Annotated in this window: 17 protein-coding genes; 13 read left to right on the top strand and 4 right to left on the bottom strand. The window is 60.2% G+C overall.

Annotation, left to right across the window (positions count from 1 at the left end; all coding sequences use genetic code 11):
• Nucleotides 1-5: 5 nt before the first annotated feature.
• The gene (gene bioB / locus HKK55_RS22955; RefSeq protein WP_169356702.1) at nt 6-1,064 is read right to left on the bottom strand and encodes a biotin synthase BioB; all 1,059 of its coding nucleotides are present in this window, start codon (nt 1,062-1,064) and stop codon (nt 6-8) included.
• A 90-nt stretch (nt 1,065-1,154) separates the two neighbouring features.
• On the opposite strand from bioB, the gene HKK55_RS22960 reads away from it, so the two are divergent.
• The 5 genes from HKK55_RS22960 to rarD all read left to right on the top strand — a co-directional run bounded on the left by HKK55_RS22960 (nt 1,155) and on the right by rarD (nt 6,953).
• The gene (locus HKK55_RS22960; RefSeq protein ID WP_169356703.1) at nt 1,155-1,892 is read left to right on the top strand and encodes a ComF family protein; all 738 of its coding nucleotides are present in this window, start codon (nt 1,155-1,157) and stop codon (nt 1,890-1,892) included.
• A 65-nt stretch (nt 1,893-1,957) separates the two neighbouring features.
• Entirely contained in the window at nt 1,958-2,722 is a 765-nt protein-coding gene (locus HKK55_RS22965; protein ID WP_169356704.1) for a TOBE domain-containing protein, read from the top strand.
• 69 nt (nt 2,723-2,791) lie between these two features.
• Nucleotides 2,792-4,696 (top strand): PhoX family phosphatase, encoded by a 1,905-nt coding sequence (locus HKK55_RS22970; RefSeq protein ID WP_169356705.1) that lies wholly within the window; start codon nt 2,792-2,794, stop codon nt 4,694-4,696.
• Between the two features lie 215 nt (nt 4,697-4,911).
• The gene (locus HKK55_RS22975; protein WP_169356706.1) at nt 4,912-5,886 is read left to right on the top strand and encodes a serine/threonine protein kinase; all 975 of its coding nucleotides are present in this window, start codon (nt 4,912-4,914) and stop codon (nt 5,884-5,886) included.
• Nucleotides 5,887-6,068: 182 nt separating this feature from the next.
• On the top strand, nt 6,069-6,953 hold the full coding sequence (rarD, locus tag HKK55_RS22980; RefSeq protein WP_169356707.1) for an EamA family transporter RarD: 885 nt from the start codon (nt 6,069-6,071) through the stop codon (nt 6,951-6,953).
• Nucleotides 6,954-7,176: 223 nt separating this feature from the next.
• Here the strand turns inward: rarD and HKK55_RS22985 are convergent, their stop codons facing one another.
• Nucleotides 7,177-7,695, bottom strand: coding sequence for a glycine cleavage system protein R (locus HKK55_RS22985; RefSeq protein ID WP_169356708.1), 519 nt, complete (start codon nt 7,693-7,695; stop codon nt 7,177-7,179).
• A gap of 434 nt (nt 7,696-8,129) precedes the next feature.
• Between HKK55_RS22985 and HKK55_RS22990 the strand changes: the two genes are divergently transcribed.
• On the top strand, nt 8,130-10,307 hold the full coding sequence (locus tag HKK55_RS22990; protein WP_169356709.1) for a malate synthase G: 2,178 nt from the start codon (nt 8,130-8,132) through the stop codon (nt 10,305-10,307).
• 63 nt (nt 10,308-10,370) lie between these two features.
• Here HKK55_RS22990 and HKK55_RS22995 read toward each other — a convergent pair whose 3' ends face one another.
• The gene (locus tag HKK55_RS22995; protein WP_169356710.1) at nt 10,371-10,796 is read right to left on the bottom strand and encodes a hypothetical protein; all 426 of its coding nucleotides are present in this window, start codon (nt 10,794-10,796) and stop codon (nt 10,371-10,373) included.
• A gap of 137 nt (nt 10,797-10,933) precedes the next feature.
• Entirely contained in the window at nt 10,934-11,380 is a 447-nt protein-coding gene (locus HKK55_RS23000) for a response regulator (protein WP_169356711.1), read from the bottom strand.
• 247 nt (nt 11,381-11,627) lie between these two features.
• On the opposite strand from HKK55_RS23000, the gene HKK55_RS23005 reads away from it, so the two are divergent.
• The 7 genes from HKK55_RS23005 to HKK55_RS23035 all read left to right on the top strand — a co-directional run bounded on the left by HKK55_RS23005 (nt 11,628) and on the right by HKK55_RS23035 (nt 20,097).
• Nucleotides 11,628-13,550, top strand: a complete 1,923-nt coding sequence (locus tag HKK55_RS23005; RefSeq protein WP_178128894.1) for a putative nucleotidyltransferase substrate binding domain-containing protein — start codon at nt 11,628-11,630, stop codon at nt 13,548-13,550.
• On the top strand, nt 13,547-14,254 hold the full coding sequence (locus tag HKK55_RS23010; RefSeq protein ID WP_169356713.1) for a PolC-type DNA polymerase III: 708 nt from the start codon (nt 13,547-13,549) through the stop codon (nt 14,252-14,254). The genes HKK55_RS23005 and HKK55_RS23010 overlap by 4 nt, the downstream gene beginning before the upstream one ends.
• Nucleotides 14,255-14,584: 330 nt before the next feature.
• Nucleotides 14,585-15,103, top strand: coding sequence for an RNA polymerase sigma factor (locus HKK55_RS23015; protein ID WP_169356714.1), 519 nt, complete (start codon nt 14,585-14,587; stop codon nt 15,101-15,103).
• The gene (locus HKK55_RS23020; protein ID WP_169356715.1) at nt 15,100-16,080 is read left to right on the top strand and encodes a FecR domain-containing protein; all 981 of its coding nucleotides are present in this window, start codon (nt 15,100-15,102) and stop codon (nt 16,078-16,080) included. The genes HKK55_RS23015 and HKK55_RS23020 overlap by 4 nt, the downstream gene beginning before the upstream one ends.
• Nucleotides 16,081-16,321: 241 nt before the next feature.
• Nucleotides 16,322-18,751 (top strand): TonB-dependent siderophore receptor, encoded by a 2,430-nt coding sequence (locus HKK55_RS23025; protein ID WP_169356716.1) that lies wholly within the window; start codon nt 16,322-16,324, stop codon nt 18,749-18,751.
• A gap of 63 nt (nt 18,752-18,814) precedes the next feature.
• Nucleotides 18,815-19,918, top strand: coding sequence for a PepSY domain-containing protein (locus HKK55_RS23030; protein ID WP_169356717.1), 1,104 nt, complete (start codon nt 18,815-18,817; stop codon nt 19,916-19,918).
• Nucleotides 19,915-20,097: a hypothetical protein gene (locus HKK55_RS23035; RefSeq protein ID WP_169356718.1), complete on the top strand. Its 183-nt coding sequence runs from the start codon at nt 19,915-19,917 to the stop codon at nt 20,095-20,097. The genes HKK55_RS23030 and HKK55_RS23035 overlap by 4 nt, the downstream gene beginning before the upstream one ends.
• Nucleotides 20,098-20,135: the final 38 nt, after the last annotated feature.

Consider the following 20,135-nt stretch of genomic DNA (forward strand, 5'->3'; position numbering starts at 1 on the left):
TGAAGTTATTGAACAGCTGCGTTATAGAACTGCTCGCTGCTCTTTTGCTCCACCAACGCCTGCTCGATCGCCGCCTGATGCACTTCATCGGCGTGCTCTTCACGCGCCTCCGGCAGGATCCCCAAACGCGAGAACAGTTGCATGTCCTTGTCGGCCTGCGGGTTGGCGGTGGTCAGCAGTTTGTCGCCATAGAAAATCGAGTTGGCGCCAGCGAAGAACGCCAGGGCCTGCATCTGCTCGTTCATGGCTTCACGGCCGGCGGACAGGCGAACGTGAGATAGCGGCATCAGGATGCGCGCCACGGCCAGCATGCGGATGAAGTCGAACGGGTCGATATCTTCGGCATTTTCCAGTGGCGTACCGGCGACTTTCACCAGCATGTTGATCGGCACCGACTCCGGATGCTCCGGCAGGTTGGCCAACTGGATCAGCAGATTGGCGCGGTCGTCGAGGGATTCGCCCATACCCAGAATGCCGCCGGAACAGATCTTCATCCCCGAATCACGCACGTAGGCCAAGGTTTGCAAGCGCTCGCCGTAGGTGCGTGTGGTGATGATGGAGCCGTAGAACTCAGGCGAAGTGTCAAGGTTGTGGTTGTAGTAGTCCAGGCCAGCCTGGGCCAGGGCTTCGGTCTGGTCCTGATCGAGGCGGCCGAGGGTCATGCAGGTTTCCAGGCCCATGGCCTTCACGCCTTTGACCATTTGCAGCACGTAGGGCATGTCTTTGGCCGACGGGTGTTTCCAGGCGGCGCCCATGCAGAAACGAGTCGAGCCGATAGCTTTGGCGCGAGCAGCCTCTTCGAGGACCTTCTGCACCTCCATCAACTTCTCTTTTTCCAGGCCAGTATTGTAGTGGCCCGACTGCGGACAATATTTGCAATCTTCCGGGCAGGCACCGGTCTTGATCGACAGCAAGGTGGAAACCTGGACCCGATTGGCATCGAAATGCGCGCGGTGCACGGTCTGCGCCTGGAACAACAGGTCATTGAAGGGCTGAACGAACAGCGCTCTGACTTCGGCGAGAGACCAATCGTGACGCAGGTTGGCAGTGGTGCTGGCGCTCATGGGCGATTCCTTGATTATGCTTTGGCAAACACTGTGGGAGGCAATACCCACAGGCACGACACGGATGCTCGGCATATTTAAGGAAGATTCATGCACTGTCAACCCAACTACAAACACGAAGTTTACATCTGGTTAAAAAGCAACCAGACCTGTTTAGTCTGCGATGAACACACAGAAACCGCCCATTCGATCTGTAACGCCTGCGAAACCGAACTGCCATGGCTGATGGATCACTGCAACGTGTGCGCCCTGCCCTTGCCCATGGAAGGCTTGATCTGCGGCCAATGCCAACGGCAGCCACCAGCGTTTAAACAAGTGATCGCGCCGTGGACCTACAGCTTCCCCATCGACAGCCTGATCAGCCGTTTCAAGCATCAGGCCAAATGGCCTTTGGGGCATTTGCTGGCGCACCTGCTGGGACAGTTCCTGCAAGACCGCTATGAAAACGCTGAACTGACACGCCCTGACTGCCTGCTGCCAGTGCCCATGGCCCGTAAACGCCTGCGGGAAAGAGGCTATAACCAAGCGTCGATGCTTGCGCGATGGCTGGGCAAAAACCTGGATATTCCGGTTGAGGAGCACCTGTTACTGCGCCCTCACGAAACCGTGGCACAGCAGGACCTGGACGCCAAGGCCCGCAAACGCAACCTGCTCCGGGCCTTTGCCTTGAACCACAGTGATCAGGTCAAGGGCCGCCACCTGGCCCTGGTGGACGATGTGCTGACCACCGGTGCCACCACCGACAGCCTGGCCCGCCTGCTGATGAAGGCGGGCGCGCGGCAGGTCGACGTGTACTGCCTGGCCCGCACGCCGAAACCCGGCACATGACTTGACTCCAGCGCCCCCTGGCCGCAACGTCCCGTCCATTCCATCCCAGCGTGTAACCGTTCGCCATGCCTTTACCGACTCTGCTGAGCCAACATATCGTCCGTCGCCCCCAGCGCATTGCCTTGCTGCAACATATCGCCGAGCAAGGCTCCATCACTCGCGCAGCAAAAAGCGCCGGCTTGAGCTACAAGGCCGCTTGGGACGCCATCGATGAGTTGAACAACCTGGCGCAAAAACCGCTGGTTGAACGCAGCGTCGGCGGCAAAGGTGGCGGTGGCGCTCGGTTATCTGCTGAAGGCGAACGGGTGTTGCGCCTCTATCAACGCCTGCAAGTGTTGCAGGCTCAAGTATTGGACGCCGCCGAGGACGCCAGCGACCTCGATCTGCTCGGCCGCCTGATGCTGCGTACCAGCGCCCGTAACCAACTGCACGGCAAAGTCATCGCCATCGACAACCATGGCCGCAATGACCTGGTGCGTCTGGAACTGGCCGGCGGGTTGACCCTTGAGGCGCAGATCACCCACGACAGCACCCTGCACCTGGAACTGGAAATCGGTACTGAGGTGGTGGCGCTGATCAAGGCGGGTTGGCTGGATGTCCTGGCGACCGAGCACGCCGCAACACTTGGACACAATTGTCTGAGCGGCAACATCGAGGCGATTCTCGATGCTGACGATGGTCCCAGCGAGGTCAGAATCACCCTGCCCAACGGCCAGGTTTTGTGCGCCCTGGCGCAGCCCGCCGAGCTCAAGGCGATTGGCGCCAAGCAAGGAAAAACCATTCAGGTGCAGTTCGCCCCCAGCAACGTCCTACTGGGCACGCCGGTATAGATTAAAACTGCAACAATTTGGTCACGAGCGCTCCTTAAGGTGTCTGCAAAAACCCGCAGGGAGCCTGATATGAGCCTATTAGAAGAAAACCAAGCCACCGACCTCGAACAGATGGTCGGCCTCAGCCGCCGTCGCTTTATCGGCGCCGGTGCCCTGTGTGGTGCCGCGATGTTCCTCGGCGGTAACCTGCTGACCCGCAGCGCCCTGGCCGCCGGTGTCAGCGCCGCGTCCGGCAGTCCGTTGCTGGGCTTTACCAGCATCGCTGCTGCCACCAGCGACACCATCACGCTGCCGCCGGGCTACACCTCATCGGTGCTGATCAGTTGGGGCCAGCCCCTGCACAAGAACGCGCCGGCCTTCGACCCCAGCGGCAATGGCACGGCCAAGGCCCAGGAACAACAGTTCGGCGACAACAACGACGGCATGAGCCTGTTCCCGTTTCCCGGCGACAACAACCGGGCGCTGATGGCGATCAACAACGAATACACCAATTACCACTACCTGTTTGCCCACGGCGGCGCGCCGCAATCGGCCGAAGACGTGCGCAAGGCCTTGGCCAGCGAAGGTGTGTCAGTCATCGAAATCAAACGCCAGGGCGACAGTTGGCAGTTCGTCCAGGACTCGCGCTACAACCGGCGCATCCACGGCAACTCGCCGCTGCGCCTGAGTGGCCCGGCGGCCGGGCATGCCTGGCTGAAAACCCGTGCCGACAAGAGCGGCAAAAAAGTCCTAGGCACGTTCCAGAACTGCGCCAACGGCAAGACGCCGTGGGGCACTTACCTGACCTGCGAAGAAAACTTCACCGACTGCTTCGGCAGCAGCAACCCACAGCAGACCTTCGACGCCGGGCAAAAACGCTACGGCGTGGCGGCGGCCAGCCGGGAGATCAACTGGCACCCGCACGATCCGCGCTTCGACATGGCGAAGAACCCGAATGAACTCAATCGCCATGGCTGGGTGGTGGAAATCGATCCGTTCGACCCACAATCCACCCCAGTCAAGCGCACCGCCCTGGGCCGCTTCAAGCATGAAAACGCGGCCCTCGCCGAAACCCGCGACGGCCGTGCCGTGGTGTACATGGGTGACGATGAACGCGGCGAGTTCATCTACAAGTTCATCAGCCGCGACAAGATCAATCACAGGCATCCCAAGGCCAATAAAGACTTGCTGGACCATGGCACTTTGTACGTGGCGATCTTCGATGCGGGCGACGGCAATGCCGATCACCCCAAGGGCAAGGGCCAGTGGGTTGAGCTGACGTTCGGCAAAAACGGTATTGATGCCAACAGCGGTTTTGCCAGCCAGGCCGAAGTACTGATCCATGCCCGCCTGGCCGCCAGCGTGGTGAAAGCCACACGCATGGACCGCCCGGAATGGATCGTGGTCAGTCCCGCCGACGGCCAGGTCTATTGCACCCTGACCAACAACGCCAAGCGCGGCGAAGAAGGCCAACCGGTGGGCGGGCCAAACCCGCGGGAGAAAAACGTCTACGGCCAGATCCTGCGCTGGAAGGCCAACGCCGATGACCATGGCGCCATGGACTTCTCCTGGGACCTGTTTGTGGTCGCCGGCAACCCGGGCGTGCACGCTGGTACGCCGAAGGCCGGCTCGTCCAACATCAACCCGCAGAACATGTTCAACAGCCCCGATGGCCTGGGTTTCGACAAGGCTGGGCGGTTGTGGATCCTTACCGATGGCGACTACAGCAACAAGGGCGATTTTGCCGGCATGGGCAATAACCAGATGCTCTGCGCCGACCCGAACACGGGTGAGATTCGCCGGTTCATGGTGGGGCCGGTGTCGTGTGAGGTGACGGGGATCAGTTTCTCGCCGGACCAGAAAGCCTTGTTTGTGGGGATTCAGCACCCAGGGGAAACCGGTGGCTCGACCTGGCCTGAACACTTGCCGAATGGCAAGCCAAGGTCTTCGGTGATGGTGATTCGCCGGGAAGATGGCGGGATCGTCGGCGCCTGATCCCCTGTGGCGAGTGGGCTTGCCCCCGTTGGGCTGCGAAGCAGCCCAATAAAATCACCGAGGTCCTCCAGGAAGAACTCGGCGGCAGGTTCTGGGGCTGCTGCGCAGCCCAACGGGGGCAAGCCCCCTCGCCACAATAGCCGACCACCTATCCCGCCCCGTGTGCGTTACCATACCGGGCCGGACGCGGCGCCCTGCTGCGCGCAGGAGTTCGCATGGCTCACCCGTTTGAAACACTTACCCCAGACCTCGTGCTCGACGCTGTCGAGAGCATCGGTTTTCTCAGTGACGCCCGCGTGCTCGCGCTCAACAGTTACGAAAACCGTGTCTACCAGGTTGGCATCGAAGACTCCGAGCCACTGATCGCGAAGTTCTACCGTCCTCAGCGTTGGACCAACGACGCGATCCTGGAAGAGCACCGCTTCACCTTCGAACTGGCCGAGTGCGAAGTGCCGGTGGTGGCGCCAATGATTCACAACGGTGAAAGCCTGTTCGAACACGCCGGTTTCCGTTTCACCCTGTTCCCCCGCCGTGGTGGCCGCGCGCCGGAGCCGGGCAATCTCGATCAACTGTATCGCCTTGGGCAACTGCTGGGCCGCTTGCACGCGGTCGGTTCCACACGTCCTTTCGAGCACCGCGAAGCCTTGGGCGTGAAGAACTTCGGCCACGATTCCCTCACCACCCTGCTGGAAGGCAACTTCATCCCCAAGAGCCTGCTGCCGGCCTACGAGTCCGTGGCCCGCGACCTGCTCAAGCGTGTGGAAGAGGTCTACAAGACCACACCCCACAAGAACATCCGCATGCACGGCGACTGCCACCCCGGCAACATGATGTGCCGCGATGAAATGTTCCACATCGTCGACCTCGACGACTGCCGCATGGGCCCGGCAGTGCAGGACCTGTGGATGATGCTCGCCGGGGATCGTCAGGAATGCCTGGGGCAGTTGTCGGAGTTGATGGACGGCTACCGGGAATTCCACGACTTCGACCCGCGCGAGCTGGCGCTGATCGAGCCGCTACGCGCCTTGCGCCTGATGCATTACAGCGCCTGGCTGGCACGACGCTGGGATGACCCGGCATTCCCCCACAGCTTCCCGTGGTTCGGTACCGAGCGGTATTGGGGCGATCAGGTGCTGGCCTTGCGCGAGCAGCTGTCGGCGCTGAATGAAGAACCCCTGAAGCTTTTCTGACCTGTAGCCGCTGCCGAGGCACGAGGCTGCGATGCGTGTCCGCAGGACCGCCGTGGGGCTGCTACGCACCCCATCGCAGCCTCGTGCCTCGGCAGCGGCTACAAATCAAAAATTGCGTGCCTCTTTCCTGACAAATATCCTTACAATCGCGGCTTTGTTAGCTGCCTAAGCAAGGATTTTGCATGCAAGCCGCCAACCCCCGCCGCGGGTACATATTGGGCCTGAGCGCCTACATTATCTGGGGCCTGTTCCCCATCTACTTCAAAGCCATTGCCAGCGTCCCGGCCGCAGAAATCATTGTCCATCGTGTGCTGTGGTCGGCACTGTTCGGCGGTTTGCTGCTGATGGTCTGGAAACACCCGGGGTGGTTCCGTGAACTGCGGGACAACCCAAAACGCCTGGCGATTCTGGCGCTGAGCGGCACCCTGATCGCAGCCAACTGGCTGACCTATGTGTGGGCGGTGAACGACGGGCGCATGCTCGAAGCGAGCCTGGGGTATTACATCAATCCGCTGGTCAATGTGCTGCTGGGCATGGTGATCCTGGGCGAACGCCTGCGCCGTCTGCAATGGCTGGCCGTTGTGCTGGCCGCCTTGGGTGTCGCGCAACAGGTGTGGCAGGTGGGCAGCCTGCCGTGGGTATCACTGGTGCTGGCGTTGACCTTTGGTTTCTATGGTTTGATCCGCAAGCAGGCGCCGGTCAAGGCGCTGCCAGGGCTGGTGGTGGAAACCTGGATGCTGGTGCCCATTGCCGTCGTCTGGTTGTTGTTCAACCCGACAGCCCACAGTGCGCAAATGGAGTTCTGGGGCACGTCCGAAGCCTGGTGGCTGGTGGCCGCAGGCCCGGTAACCTTGATCCCGCTGGTGTGTTTCAACGCCGCCGCCCGGCATTTGCCCTACACAGCCCTGGGCTTCCTGCAATACGTGGCGCCGACTCTGGTACTGCTGGAAGCGGTGCTGCTGTTCAATGAACACTTGGCACCGAGTACGCTGATCGCCTTCCTGTTTATCTGGGCCGGCCTGGTGGTCTACAGCATCGACGCCTGGCTGACGATACGCAAACGCTGATCAAATAACGTACAAACCTCTGTAAGCCACAGCCTGCGTGGCTTGCAGACATCCACCCCAAGGTAATCCACAAGCGGGTCCCCGGCGTTTGTGCACAAGCCATTGAAACTGCTCGTTTTTTGCTCAATCGAAGCGAAGCCCCGGCGGGTGTGGCCTGGCGCCGGGTCTCTACAGGTTATCCACAGGCCCATGCAAGATTTCCATGCATAACCTCGGTGGACCGTTACTCCTCGCTGCGGAACTCCAACTCCACCATCAAGTCGTCTGCCAGGGTTTCCAGGGCTGCCTGCAAGGTTTCCAGCGGCAAGGTCAGCGGCACCGCCAGCAAGGCCTCTGCGTGGAACAACAGGTCGCTGCTCATGGGTGCCGGGCGTACGTCGGTGATCAAGCGTTCCAGGTTGACGCCCTGCTTGCTCAGCAACGCCGTGATATCGCGAACGATCCCCGGACGATCATTGCCCACCAACTCCATGGCAATGGGTTGCCACTCGCTGCCGACAGAGACACTGCTTTCACCCAGCAAGACGCGAATGCCATGGGTCGATAAATCCTCCAGCGCCGCGATCAGCTCCTTACGATTCTCAACGGGCACGCTCACGCGCAAGATCCCCGCAAACTGCCCCGCCATGTGCGCCATGCGACTTTCCAACCAGTTGCCACCAAAGGAGGCAATGCATTGGGCAATGCGTTCGACCACGCCCGGTTTGTCCGCAGCGATGACGGTGAGTACGAGATGGTCCATGGTATCAGCCCTCTTTTTGTGGTTGATCAGCGAGTATAGGCCCCTGCCAATAGCGAGCCTTTAAAACAAATCGTGTACCATTTTTATATTTATCTGGAACAATCCAATAGTTTTTTGAGAACATCCGATACCCCACTGTGACCGGACAGCCAAAGTGGGTCGCTAAACGACGTATTTAGTCTAATTTTCACAACCGCAACTCATCATGTAGTATGCCGCAGCGCGCACTACATAACGTTAGGTCGATGTCTGCCAAGACGCCGTAGTAACCTCAAACACCCCGTCAGCAAGGCCTATGCCGTTGATTGGAACCACCCAGCCGCCATCTATGGCATGTACTGGTGCCCAGGGTTTGTGGTTTAAATGGCCAGAGGCTTCATTGGTAAATTGGGAAAGCTGAAAAGCGAATTAAGCTCCGCAGAGTGAGGCAAGCAATGACTGAACACGTTCAAGTCGGTGGCCTGCAGGTCGCCAAAGTCCTGTTCGACTTCGTGAACAACGAAGCCATTCCCGGTACCGGCCTCACCGCCGACCAGTTCTGGGCCGGTGCCGACAAGGTCATCCACGACCTGGCGCCGAAGAACAAAGCCCTACTCGCCAAACGCGACGATTTCCAAGCGCGGATCGACACCTGGCACCAGACCCACGCCGGCCAGGCCCATGATCCGGTGGCCTATAAGGCCTTCCTGCAAGACATTGGATACCTGCTGCCAGAAGCCGCCGATTTCCAGGCCACGACTCAAAACGTCGATGACGAAATTGCCCGCATGGCTGGCCCACAGCTGGTCGTGCCGGTGATGAACGCGCGCTTCGCCCTCAACGCCTCCAATGCGCGTTGGGGCTCGCTGTATGACGCGCTGTACGGCACCGATGCGATCAGCGACGCCAATGGCGCCGAGAAAGGCCAGGGCTACAACAAGGTCCGTGGCGACAAGGTCATCGCCTTCGCCCGCGCCTTCCTCGACGAAGCTGCACCGCTGACTGCCGGCAGTCACGTTGATTCCACCGCCTACAAAATCGTTGACGGCAAACTGGTCGTCAGCCTCAAGGGCGGCAGCAATAGCGGCCTGCGCAACGATGCTCAGTTGATCGGTTTCCTGGGCGACGCCGCCAAGCCGACCGCCATCTTGCTCAAGAACCACGGCCTGCATTTCGAAATCCAGATAGACGCCAACACCCCGGTCGGCCAGACCGATGCTGCCGGTGTCAAAGACGTCCTGATGGAAGCCGCGCTGACCACCATCATGGACTGCGAAGACTCCGTCGCCGCCGTCGATGCCGATGACAAAGTGGTGATCTACCGCAATTGGCTCGGCCTGATGAAAGGCAACCTGGCCGAAGACGTGGCCAAGGGAGGCAAGACCTTCACCCGGACCATGAACGCCGATCGCACCTACACCGGTGTCGATGGCAAGGACGTCACCCTGCACGGCCGTTCGTTGTTGTTCGTGCGTAACGTCGGTCACCTGATGACCATCGACGCGATCCTCGACAAAGATGGCAACGAAGTGCCGGAAGGCATCCTCGACGGCCTGCTGACCAGCCTCGCTGCAATCCACAGCCTCAACGGCAACAACAGCCGCAAGAACAGCCGCACCGGTTCGGTCTACATCGTTAAACCGAAAATGCATGGCCCGGAAGAAGCCGCGTTCACCAATGAGCTGTTCGGCCGCATTGAGGAAGTACTGAACCTGCCGCGCAATACGCTCAAAGTCGGGATCATGGACGAGGAGCGTCGCACTACGGTCAACCTCAAAGCCTGCATCAAGGCCGCCAGCGAGCGCGTGGTGTTCATCAACACCGGCTTCCTCGACCGTACCGGCGATGAAATCCACACCTCCATGGAAGCGGGCGCGATGGTGCGCAAGGCGGCAATGAAGGCTGAAAAATGGATCGGCGCCTACGAGAACTGGAACGTCGATATCGGCCTGAGCACCGGCCTGCAAGGTCGCGCACAGATCGGCAAAGGCATGTGGGCCATGCCCGACCTGATGGCCGCCATGCTGGAGCAGAAGATCGCCCACCCGCTGGCCGGCGCCAACACCGCTTGGGTCCCCTCGCCGACCGCCGCTGCGCTGCACGCGTTGCATTACCACAAGGTCGACGTGTTCGCCCGCCAAGCCGAGTTGGCCAAGCGTGAGCGTGCGTCAGTGGATGACATCCTGACCATTCCTCTGGCCAAAAATACCGATTGGTCCGACGAAGAAATCCGCAACGAACTGGACAACAACGCCCAGGGCATCCTCGGTTACGTGGTGCGCTGGATCGACCAAGGCGTGGGTTGTTCGAAGGTGCCGGACATCAACGACGTCGGCCTGATGGAAGACCGCGCCACCCTGCGTATCTCCAGCCAGTTGATCGCCAACTGGTTGCGCCACGGCATCGTCAACGAAGCCCAGGTGCTGGAAAGCCTCAAGCGCATGGCGCCAGTGGTGGATCGGCAGAATGCCGGGGATCCGCTGTACCGTCCGCTGGCTCCGGACTTCGACAGCAACATTGCCTTCCAGGCGGCGGTGGAGTTGGTGATTGAAGGGACCCAGCAACCGAATGGGTATACCGAGCCGGTGTTGCATCGTCGGCGTCGGGAGTTCAAGGCTAAGAATGGTCTGTGAATAAGTGCTGAAAGTGAAAAGCCCCAAGTCGAAAGACCTGGGGCCCTTTTGGAGAGGACAGACTTAATGCGATTCGGACGAGACTGTATATGTGCCATTGAGTCGTATGGTGGGCTCTTCATCGCTATAGGCCACGTCTTCCAAGCTGCCGATGTGCTTGAAGTCAGTACCGAACTCTGGGCGTTCAACAACTACATGAACTTTTCCTGATGTTGGCCGAAAGCGCTCGTGACCGTGCTGGTCCCGATACGTCAGCCTCAGGTCCGAGGCCTCAAATGTATGAGAGCCTGCCTTCAAATCGCTGCCATAGTGAATACGGATGCTAGTGGGCCATTCACCATCGAGGCCACTCCAGGACAGATACCCAAAAATATCCTGCACCGGATACAGATGAACTTCCTTCCCGATAGAAACTTTGATGTCTGCTTTGCCAGCTACCTTATGTTTTTTTATTTCTTCATCACTGATGGGAAACTGTTTATTACTCATGACGAACTCCTGTTCACAGGCCAATAAGGCGCTGATCCCCGACCAGCACTCTCCCAACCAGTAAACAACTCGAGTTCAACCTTTCGCTACTGTCATAATTGACAGGTTTTGATGAATCCAGACCAACGGCGACCCGCCTAAGTCGCCATCCCCAACTCCCGTTTCACCATCTTCGCCAACTTCACGCTATCAATCGGCTTGAGCAGAAAATCCACCACGCTCAGGTGCATGGCGTCGATAACGTCGGGGGCTTCCGCATCCCCGGACATGATGATGATCGGCAGCGCCGCCCGGGTGGAGCCGCGCACCTGTCGTATCAATTGCAGCCCGTTGCTCGGCTCCATACGCAGATCGGTGATCAGCAAACCGATGGAACTGTGGGACTTCAACAAATCCCACGCCGCCTCGCCACTGTCGGCAGTCATGCAGCGAATACCATCCAAACCAAGAATCTCCGCCAACAGTTCGCGTGCGTCCTTGTCGTCGTCCACGATCAAAACACGTTGTGGCGGTAAATCAGGCTCCTGCATTACGGCGCTCAGGGCCTCGCGCTCGGCATCACTCAAAATATCGTGGTCGGACATACGTCTCTCGGCAGTTCTAATCAATCTCCCAGCACACTCGTCAGACATCACCAGAAGGGCGCTCAATGTGCACTTCGTCGGAAAGTTTGCCTAGTGGGCGTTTTACGGGGTTTGGACGATATTCATGTAAGGTTTTTCCCTAGTCGTGAATGGCGTAATCGCTACCTAGACTTACGTCCAATGGGCACCCATCGCGCGGGAGCCGACCATGCAGGACGATAACGACAAAAACACTGCGATCATTGTTATGAGTAAAGCTGATGCTTTCGCACAAGCGGGAAAAACCGCAGTGCTGCAGAACATCCACGGCACCCTGCAATTCCTGCAACGCTTCCCGCCGTTCAATCAGATGGAAAATGCCCACCTGGCGTTTCTGGTCGAACAGTGCCAATTGCGCTTCTACAGCCCCGGCGAGAGCATTCTCAAACCGTCGGGCGGCCCGGTAGAGCACTTCTATATCGTCAAACAGGGGCGCGTGGTCGGCGAGCGGGCGGACTCAGCCGAAACCACCTTCGAAATCACCACGGGTGAATGTTTCCCACTGGCGGCGCTGCTAGGGGAGCGGGCAACCCGCACTGAGCATAAAGCCGCCGAAGACACCTTCTGCCTGCAACTGAACAAGCCGGCCTTTATCAAACTGTTTGCGCTCTCCAGCCCGTTTCGCGACTTCGCCCTGCGCGGGGTGAGCAGCCTGTTGGATCAGGTCAACCAGCAAGTCCAGCAAAAAGCCGTGGAAACCCTCGGCACACAATATTCCCTGAACACCCGCCTGGGCGATCTGGCTATGCGGCACCCGGTGACCTGTGGCCCGCTGACGCCTCTGCGCGAAGCCGTCACGCTGATGCATGAGCAGCAAGTCGGCAGCATCGTGGTGGTGGACGAGCACAAGGCACCCTTGGGGATTTTCACCCTGAGGGATCTGCGTCAGGTGGTGGCCGACGGCACCAGCGATTTCAACCAAAGCATCGAGCGCCATATGACCCAGGCGCCGTTCTTCCTGACGCCGGACCACAGTGCATTCGATGCGGCGATTGCCATGACCGAACGGCATATCGCCCACGTCTGCCTGGTCAAGGACCAGCGCCTGTGTGGCGTGGTCTCCGAGCGTGACCTGTTTTCCCTGCAACGGGTGGACCTGGTGCACCTGGCCCGGACCATTCGCAACGCGCCCCGGGTGGAGAACCTGGTGGCGATCCGTGGCGAAATCGGCCAGTTGGTAGAGCGCATGCTGGCTCACGGTGCGTCGTCGACCCAGATCACCCACATCATCACCCTGCTCAACGATCACACAGTGTGCCGCGTCATCGAGCTGACCCTGGCGGACAAGGGCGACCCCGGCGTGCCGTTCAGTTGGCTGTGTTTCGGCAGCGAAGGCCGCCGCGAGCAGACGCTGTACACCGACCAAGACAACGGCATCCTGTTTGAGGCCAAAGATGCTGCCGAAGCCGCCGCGATTCGCGCGCGCCTGCTGCCTCTGGCGCAGCACATCAACCAGAGCCTGGCGCTGTGCGGCTTTACCCTGTGCAAAGGCAACATCATGGCTGGCAACCCGCAGCTGTGCCTGTCTCGCGCTGAATGGGCACGGCGGTTTTCCGGGTTTATTCGCGAGGCAACTCCGGAGAACTTGTTAGGCTCAAGTATCTACTTCGATCTGCGCGTGGTCTGGGGCGATGAGCAAGGGTGCGAGCAGTTACGCCAAGGAGTTCTTGACCAAGTGGCGGATAACCGTGTGTTCCAACGCATGATGGCCGAGAACGCTTTGCGCCAGCGCCCGCCGGTGGGGCGCTTCCGTGATTTCGTACTGACGCGCAAAGGCTCGGAAAAGGCCACCCTCGACCTCAAGGTCCAAGGCCTCACGCCCTTCGTTGACGGCGCCCGCCTGCTGGCGCTGGCCAACGGCATCAGCGCCAACAATACCCTGGAGCGTTTGCGCCAGTTAGTAGCCAAGGCAGTCATCGAGCGTCTGGACGGCGCGGCCTATGAAGAGGCCTACCATTTTATTCAGCAAACCCGCATGCAGCAGCACCAGTTGCAAACCCGCGAGAATCAGCCCTACTCCAACCGCGTCGACCCCGACAGCCTCAACCACCTGGACCGGCGCATCTTGCGAGAGTCCCTGCGTCAGGCCCAACGCCTGCAAAGCAGCCTGACCTTTCGGTATCAGCTGTGAGCCTGTTCAGTTGGCTGCGTAAACCCAAGCCTGGCCTGGATTCGATACAACAGCGGCGTGTCGAGCAATTGCCCAGGCCACGAGAGCTGGGCGAATGTTCGTTGCGGGACCAGCGTTGGGTGGTGGTGGACCTGGAAACCAGCGGCCTGAACCTCAACCGTGATCAGGTGCTGTCCATTGGCGCCGTAGTGATCGAGGACGGTGCCGTCGACTTTTCTCAACTGTTCGAGCGCACCCTGCATCGAGCAGAGACCAAGCTCAGCCCCAGCGTGTTGATCCACGGCCTGGGCCCCAGCGCCATCGCTGCGGGCTGCGACCCTGCGCAAGCGCTGATGGACTTCATGGAGTTTGTCGGCGACAGCCCGTTGCTGGCGTTTCATGCGCCCTTCGATCAGCACATGCTGGGGCGGGCACTCAAGGACAGTCTGGGTTATCGCCTGGCCCATCCGTTTCTCGACGTGGCTGACATCGCCCCACTGCTGTGCCCCGACGCTACTCTTCGTGAAGCCGGGCTGGATGACTGGATCGAGCATTTCAAGCTGCACGTGGGAGAGCGTCATCACGCCAGTGCCGATGCGCTGGCGACGGCGGAATTGATGTTGATTTTGTTCAGCCGGGCGCGGCAGCAGCAATTGGACAGTCCGTTGGCGCTGCAGCAGCGGTTGAGCCAGTGGAAGCGCCGTAAACAAGCGCCCTCTTTCTAAGCAGTTAAACGCGACCCTGTGGCGAGCGGGCTTGCCCGCGTTGGGCTGCGAAGCAGCCCCAATAGGATTGCTGAGATCTTTCAGTTGGACCGAGAAGGCAGGTTTTAGGGCTGCTGCGCAGCCCAACGCGGGCAAGCCCGCTCGCCACAACAAGCCAACTCACCACAACAAGCCCAAACATCACAATAAAACCCCCTCGCCACAACAAGCGCGCACCTCTGGCAGATATCAGTGAACCTCTAACCGACCAACGCCAATTGCCACCACTGCGCACCTCTGACACAATCGCGAATAATTCTCGTTAGTTTAAACTTCCCGATCGGTGATGCCTTGTCGTCAGCCCAAAGTCCCCACAGTGAGCTTGTTGGCGCGTTGTACCGCGACCATCGTGGCTGGCTGTTGGCGTGGCTGCGACGCAATGTGGCCTGCCCCAGCCGGGCCGAAGACCTGAGCCAGGACACGTTCATGCGCCTGCTGGGCCGTGAAGAATTGCGCGAACCTCGCGAACCCCGGGCGTTCCTGGTGGCCATCGCCAAGGGCCTGCTGTTCGACTATTTCCGCCGCGCCGCCCTGGAACAGGCCTACCTCAGCGAACTGATGCTGATCCCGGAAAGCGAGCAACCGTCCCCGGAAGAACAGCAACTGATCCTCGAAGACCTCAAAGCCATCGACCGCCTACTGGGCAAACTCTCCAGCAAGGCCCGCGCCGCGTTCCTCTATAACCGCCTCGACGGCCTGGGCCATGCCGAAATCGCCGAGCGCCTGGGTGTGTCCGTACCTCGGGTGCGGCAATACCTGGCCCAGGGCATTCGCCAGTGCTACATCGCGCTGTATGGCGAGCCGCTGTGAGTCAGGTCAGCTGCAAACCGGTGTCGGCGCCCGTTCTGGATGCAGCGATTGCCTGGCAACTGTCCCTGGATTCGGGTGACGGCAGCGCCGTGGAGCGCGAAGAGTTCGCCAAATGGCTGGCCAGCAATGAGGAGCACACCCGCGCCTGGCGCCAATTGGGCATGCTCGACCAGCGTTTCAGTGTGGCCTCAGGCCCGGCGCGCGCGGCCTTGTTGCAGTCACGCGAAGGCATTCGCCGGCGTGTGCGCAAGCTCGGTAGCGGCCTGGCCAGTGTGGTGCTGGTGGTCGGTTTGGCCTTGTTTGCCGGCCAACGATACGTGCCGATCAACTATTGGCTGGCCGACCAACGCACCGCCACCGGCGAGCAGCGCACGCTGAAACTGGCGGACGGCACGGTGATCAACCTCAACACCCACAGTGCTATCGACGTGCGCTTTGACGAAAAGCGCCGGCTGATTGTGTTGCAGGAAGGCGAAATCCTCGTCGAGACCGGCCACAACGACGCCCGCCCGTTTTTCGTCGAAACCCGCGAAGGCCGCCTGCGAGCCTTGGGCACGCGGTTTATCGTCAAGCGCGAGGATGACGGCACGCGGCTCAGCGTGTTGCAGTCGGCCGTCGCCGCCCAGCCGCAAGCGTCGCACCTGGAGCAAATATTCAAGGAAGGCCAGCAAGTGCTGATGCGCAGCGACGGCCTTGGCCCGATGCTGGCCATCACCCCCGGCACCGACGCCTGGACCCGCGGCATGCTGGTGGTAGATAACGCCCGCCTGGGGGATGTGATCGAGGAGCTGGGGCGCTATCGCACCGGGCACTTGGCCGTGGACAAACAGGTGGCAGACCTGATGATCACCGGCAGCTTCCCGCTGCACGACACCGACCTGGCGTTGAATGCGCTATTGCCAACCTTACCGGTGCAGATCGAACAGCGCACGCCGTGGTGGGTGACCGTCACCGCAAAAGCCACCTCGCGCCCGTAGATACCATCTTGAGCAGGTTGGAGGTGCCCTGCGTAGCCGCTGTCGAGCGCCAGCGAGGCTGTTTAGGACGCGGCTCGGTTCAAGATCCGTGGCGCGCCTGACGCAGCCTCGCTGGCGCTCGACAGCGGCTACGCAACGTATGTTTTTCCGATGAGAAATTATTTTCAATCTGGCCCTATCACTTTTTGATTCTCGTTCGGCACATAGGCAATTGCGAATTACTTCCATTCAGGAGCCGCCCATGTCCCGCTCGCTAGACACCTTGTTGCGCCCCAGCCTGTTGGCCGTGGCGATTGCCCTCAGCGCCCCACTGGCCAGCACCCAGCTGATCGCCGCCGAACAGGCGTCCAGCGTGCGCGCCTATAACCTGCCGGCAGCACCGTTGGCCAGCACCCTGAACCAGATTGCGAGCCAGGCGGGCCTCGCGCTGACCCTCAATCCGGCACTTGCCTCGGGTAAAACCTCGGCACCGGTCCAGGGCCAGTTCGATGCACCGGGTGCGCTGCGTGAAGCCTTGCGTGGCACCGGGTTGCAGCTGGAGCAGAGTAGTGCGGGGACGTTCAGTCTGGTGGCGATTCCGGAAGGCGTGGTTTCGTTGCCGGAGACCAATATTACTGGCCAAGGCGATCTCGAAAGTGCATGGGGGCCCGTTGAAGGTTATCTGGCGACTCGTACCGCCGCCGGCACCAAGACCGACACCGCTCTGGTCGAAGCCCCACGTTCGATCTCCGTCGCCACCCGCGAGCAGATGCAGGACCGCAACGTCCAGAACCTCGATGACGCCGTCAAGTACATGCCCGGTATCGTTTCCGCCAGCTACGGCAGCGATACTCGCTACGACTGGATGCGTGTGCGCGGCTTCGAGCCCACACAATTCCTCGATGGCCTCCCACTGCCTCGGGGCGTGTATGCCAACCCGAAGGCAGAAACCTGGAACCTTGATCGTCTGGCGCTGCTACGTGGCCCAGCCTCTTCGGTGTACGGCCAGACCCCACCGGGTGGCCTACTGGACATGGTCAGCCGGCGTCCCAGCGCTGAGTCGAGCAGTGCTATCCAGGTGCAGTACGGCAGTGACAACTACCGCCAGATCAACTTCGCCAGCACCGGCAAGATCGATGATGAAGGTGAGTTTCTCTATGGCATCAGCGGCGTGGTGCGCGATGCCGGGACCCAGGTCGATCACATCGACAACAAACGCTACAACATCGCCCCCAGCCTGACCTGGAACATCGATACCGATACCAAGCTCACCCTGCTCTCGCAGTTCACTCGCGACGATACCGGTGCCACCAGTCAGTTCCTGCCGATACAAGGCACCAAGATCAAATCGCCACTCGGCGAGGTCTCGCATCACAAGAACCTGGGCGACCCGAACTATGAGTTCTACGACCGTACTTACTACGCACTGGGCTACGCCTTCGAGCATCGCTTCAACGACACCTGGCAGTTCAAGCAGAACCTGCGCTACACCAAATCAGAACTGTCCTTCCAGCAACTAACCGTAGGTGCCTACGCTTTCGCCCCAGCTGACGCTGAGGGCAATATCAGCCGTACGTCGACCAATGTTGACGAGAATATCGGTCAGTTTGCCGTCGACAACAACTTCCAGGCCGACTTCGCCACCGGCGACATCACGCACACCTTGCTGCTGGGCCTGGATCATCAACGCACCGATACTTCCTATCTTTCGATTTACGGTGACGGCGGGACCACCAACATCTTCAACCCGGTCTACGGCCAGCCAATCGTGCGCCCAGCACGCTCCGGTGCGTATTACGACTACAACCAGAAAACCGTGCAGACCGGTCTCTACGTGCAGGACCAGATGGCCCTGGACAAGTGGCGCCTGACCTTGGGTGGTCGTGAAGACTGGGTGCATCAAGGCACCACTTACTTCAACAAGAACGACGCGACCAACACCGACCGCAGTAAGAACTTCAGTGGCAACGCGGCGCTGAGCTATGTGTTCGACTCGGGGTTTGTGCCATATATCTCCTACGCCGAATCATTCCAGCCAGCGAGCAATGCCAGCGTCTCGCCTACCGAGTCGTATAAGCCCACCGAAGGCAAGCAATGGGAGCTGGGGATCAAGTACCAGCCTCCCGGCTCAAACACGCTGTTGAGTGCCGCGGTCTATGACTTGACCCAGAAAAACGTCCTGGCCACCAGCACCGGGGCCGGTGGCGTCTCGATCACCAACCAGACCGGCGAAGTGAAAGTCAAAGGCCTGGAACTGGAAGCGGTGTCTGACGTGACCGAGAACCTCAAGGTCATCGCCGCCTACACACTGGCCAAGTCCGAAGTGCAAAAAGGCGATTTCAAAGGCAACCGCCTGCAATTGATGCCAAACCAGCAAGCCTCCCTGTGGACTGACTACACCTGGCACACCGGTGTGCTCGACGGTTTTGGCATTGGCGCTGGCGCCCGCTACACCGGCAATACCTATGGCGACCAGGGCAATACCTGGCTGGGTAAGGCCAATGCATACACGGTGTTCGATGCCGCCGTGCATTACGACCTTGGCCGCCTGGACAACAGCCTCAAAGGTGCTTCGTTGAAACTGAACGCCACCAACCTGTTCAACAAGGACTACATCTCTACCTGTGATGGTTCCTACTGCTACTACGGCGATCAACGCAGTGTGGTCGCCAGTGCCACCTATCAGTGGTAATCGGCTGATTTAACAGCCGGGCCGTCCCAAGGGGGCGGCTTTGGTTTGTCTGAAGGCAATGAAATGAAAAGCAAAACCCTCCGCCGCTGGTCCTTCATCCACACCTGGACCAGCCTCGTCTGCACCGTGTTCCTGCTGATGCTCGCGCTGACTGGCCTGCCGCTGATCTTTCATCACGAGATCGATCATCTGCTGGGCAACGAGCCTGAACTCAAGCAGATGCCGGCCGACACACCACAGCTCAACCTCGAACAGTTGGTAGTGGCAGCGCAAGCTCATCGCCCGGGCGAAGCCATGCAGTACCTGGCCTGGGACGAGGACGACAAGAACGGTGTGATCGCGATCATGGCCGCCACAGCCGGTACCGAGCCCAATTCGTCCCATACGTTCATGCTCGATGCACGCACCGGTGAAGCGGTGGAAACACCGTCGGCCAACGGCGGGCTGACGATGTTCCTGCTGCGCCTGCATGTGGATATGTTCGCCGGACTGCCGGGCAAGTTGCTGCTGGCCTTCATGGGCATTCTGTTTGTGCTGGCGATTGTTTCCGGCACGGTGTTGTACCTGCCATTCATGCGCCGCTTGAAGTTCGCCACGGTGCGCCAGGACAAATCCACCCGCCTGCGCTGGCTCGACCTGCATAACCTGATCGGCGTGGTCACCCTGACCTGGGCCTTGGTGGTGGGCGTGACCGGAGTGATCAGCGCCTGCGCCGACCTGATCATCGCCGCGTGGCGTACGGACAGCCTGAGCGCGATGATCGAACCGTATAAAAATGCCCTGCCGCTGACGTTGCGCGCACCGGCCACCGACCTGCTGAAGATCGCCGAAAAGGCCGCCCCCGGCATGGAGCCTGACTTTATCGCCTTCCCCGGCACGCGCTTTTCCAGCGAGCACCATTACGCCGTATTCATGAAGGGCAGCACCCACCTGACCTCGCACCTGCTGACCCCGGTGTTGATCGACGCCAGCAACCTGTCCGTCACCGCCATCGCCGAACGGCCGTGGTACATGGACGCCATGGGCATGTCCCAGCCGCTGCATTTCGGTGACTACGGCGGCATGCCGATGAAGATCCTCTGGGCGGTGCTGGATGTGCTGACCATCATCGTGTTGGGCAGTGGCGTGTACCTGTGGCTGGTACGGCGCAAGGCGGCCAAACCATGAAGCCGAGGCAGTCGAACTTCTGGAAAGTGTTCGGTATTCCCCTGGGAATCGGCCTGCTCAGCGCGGTGGGATTGTTTGCCGCGCTGTTGGGGGATGGGCTGTGGGATTCGTTGAGCTGGGTCGGGCTGGGGATACCAGCCGTCATTGGCGTTTGGGGGTTGGTGAGGCGGCGCGACTGAGGGCTCCATCGCGGGCAAGCCCGACTCCCACAGTTGAC

Source organism: Pseudomonas sp. ADAK18, assembly GCF_012935695.1.
Lineage (GTDB): Bacteria > Pseudomonadota > Gammaproteobacteria > Pseudomonadales > Pseudomonadaceae > Aquipseudomonas.

Coding starts and splice junctions, on each gene's coding strand:
- HKK55_RS22985 (WP_169356708.1), bottom strand. CDS start 7,695: ATGGACCATCTCGTACTCACCGTCATCGCTGCGGACAAACCGGGCGTG.
- HKK55_RS23030 (WP_169356717.1), top strand. CDS start 18,815: ATGAAAAGCAAAACCCTCCGCCGCTGGTCCTTCATCCACACCTGGACC.
- HKK55_RS22975 (WP_169356706.1), top strand. CDS start 4,912: ATGGCTCACCCGTTTGAAACACTTACCCCAGACCTCGTGCTCGACGCT.
- HKK55_RS22970 (WP_169356705.1), top strand. CDS start 2,792: ATGAGCCTATTAGAAGAAAACCAAGCCACCGACCTCGAACAGATGGTC.
- HKK55_RS22960 (WP_169356703.1), top strand. CDS start 1,155: ATGCACTGTCAACCCAACTACAAACACGAAGTTTACATCTGGTTAAAA.
- bioB (WP_169356702.1), bottom strand. CDS start 1,064: ATGAGCGCCAGCACCACTGCCAACCTGCGTCACGATTGGTCTCTCGCC.
- HKK55_RS23005 (WP_178128894.1), top strand. CDS start 11,628: ATGAGTAAAGCTGATGCTTTCGCACAAGCGGGAAAAACCGCAGTGCTG.
- HKK55_RS22995 (WP_169356710.1), bottom strand. CDS start 10,796: ATGAGTAATAAACAGTTTCCCATCAGTGATGAAGAAATAAAAAAACAT.
- HKK55_RS23035 (WP_169356718.1), top strand. CDS start 19,915: ATGAAGCCGAGGCAGTCGAACTTCTGGAAAGTGTTCGGTATTCCCCTG.
- HKK55_RS23025 (WP_169356716.1), top strand. CDS start 16,322: ATGTCCCGCTCGCTAGACACCTTGTTGCGCCCCAGCCTGTTGGCCGTG.
- HKK55_RS22990 (WP_169356709.1), top strand. CDS start 8,130: ATGACTGAACACGTTCAAGTCGGTGGCCTGCAGGTCGCCAAAGTCCTG.
- HKK55_RS23000 (WP_169356711.1), bottom strand. CDS start 11,380: ATGTCCGACCACGATATTTTGAGTGATGCCGAGCGCGAGGCCCTGAGC.
- rarD (WP_169356707.1), top strand. CDS start 6,069: ATGCAAGCCGCCAACCCCCGCCGCGGGTACATATTGGGCCTGAGCGCC.
- HKK55_RS22965 (WP_169356704.1), top strand. CDS start 1,958: ATGCCTTTACCGACTCTGCTGAGCCAACATATCGTCCGTCGCCCCCAG.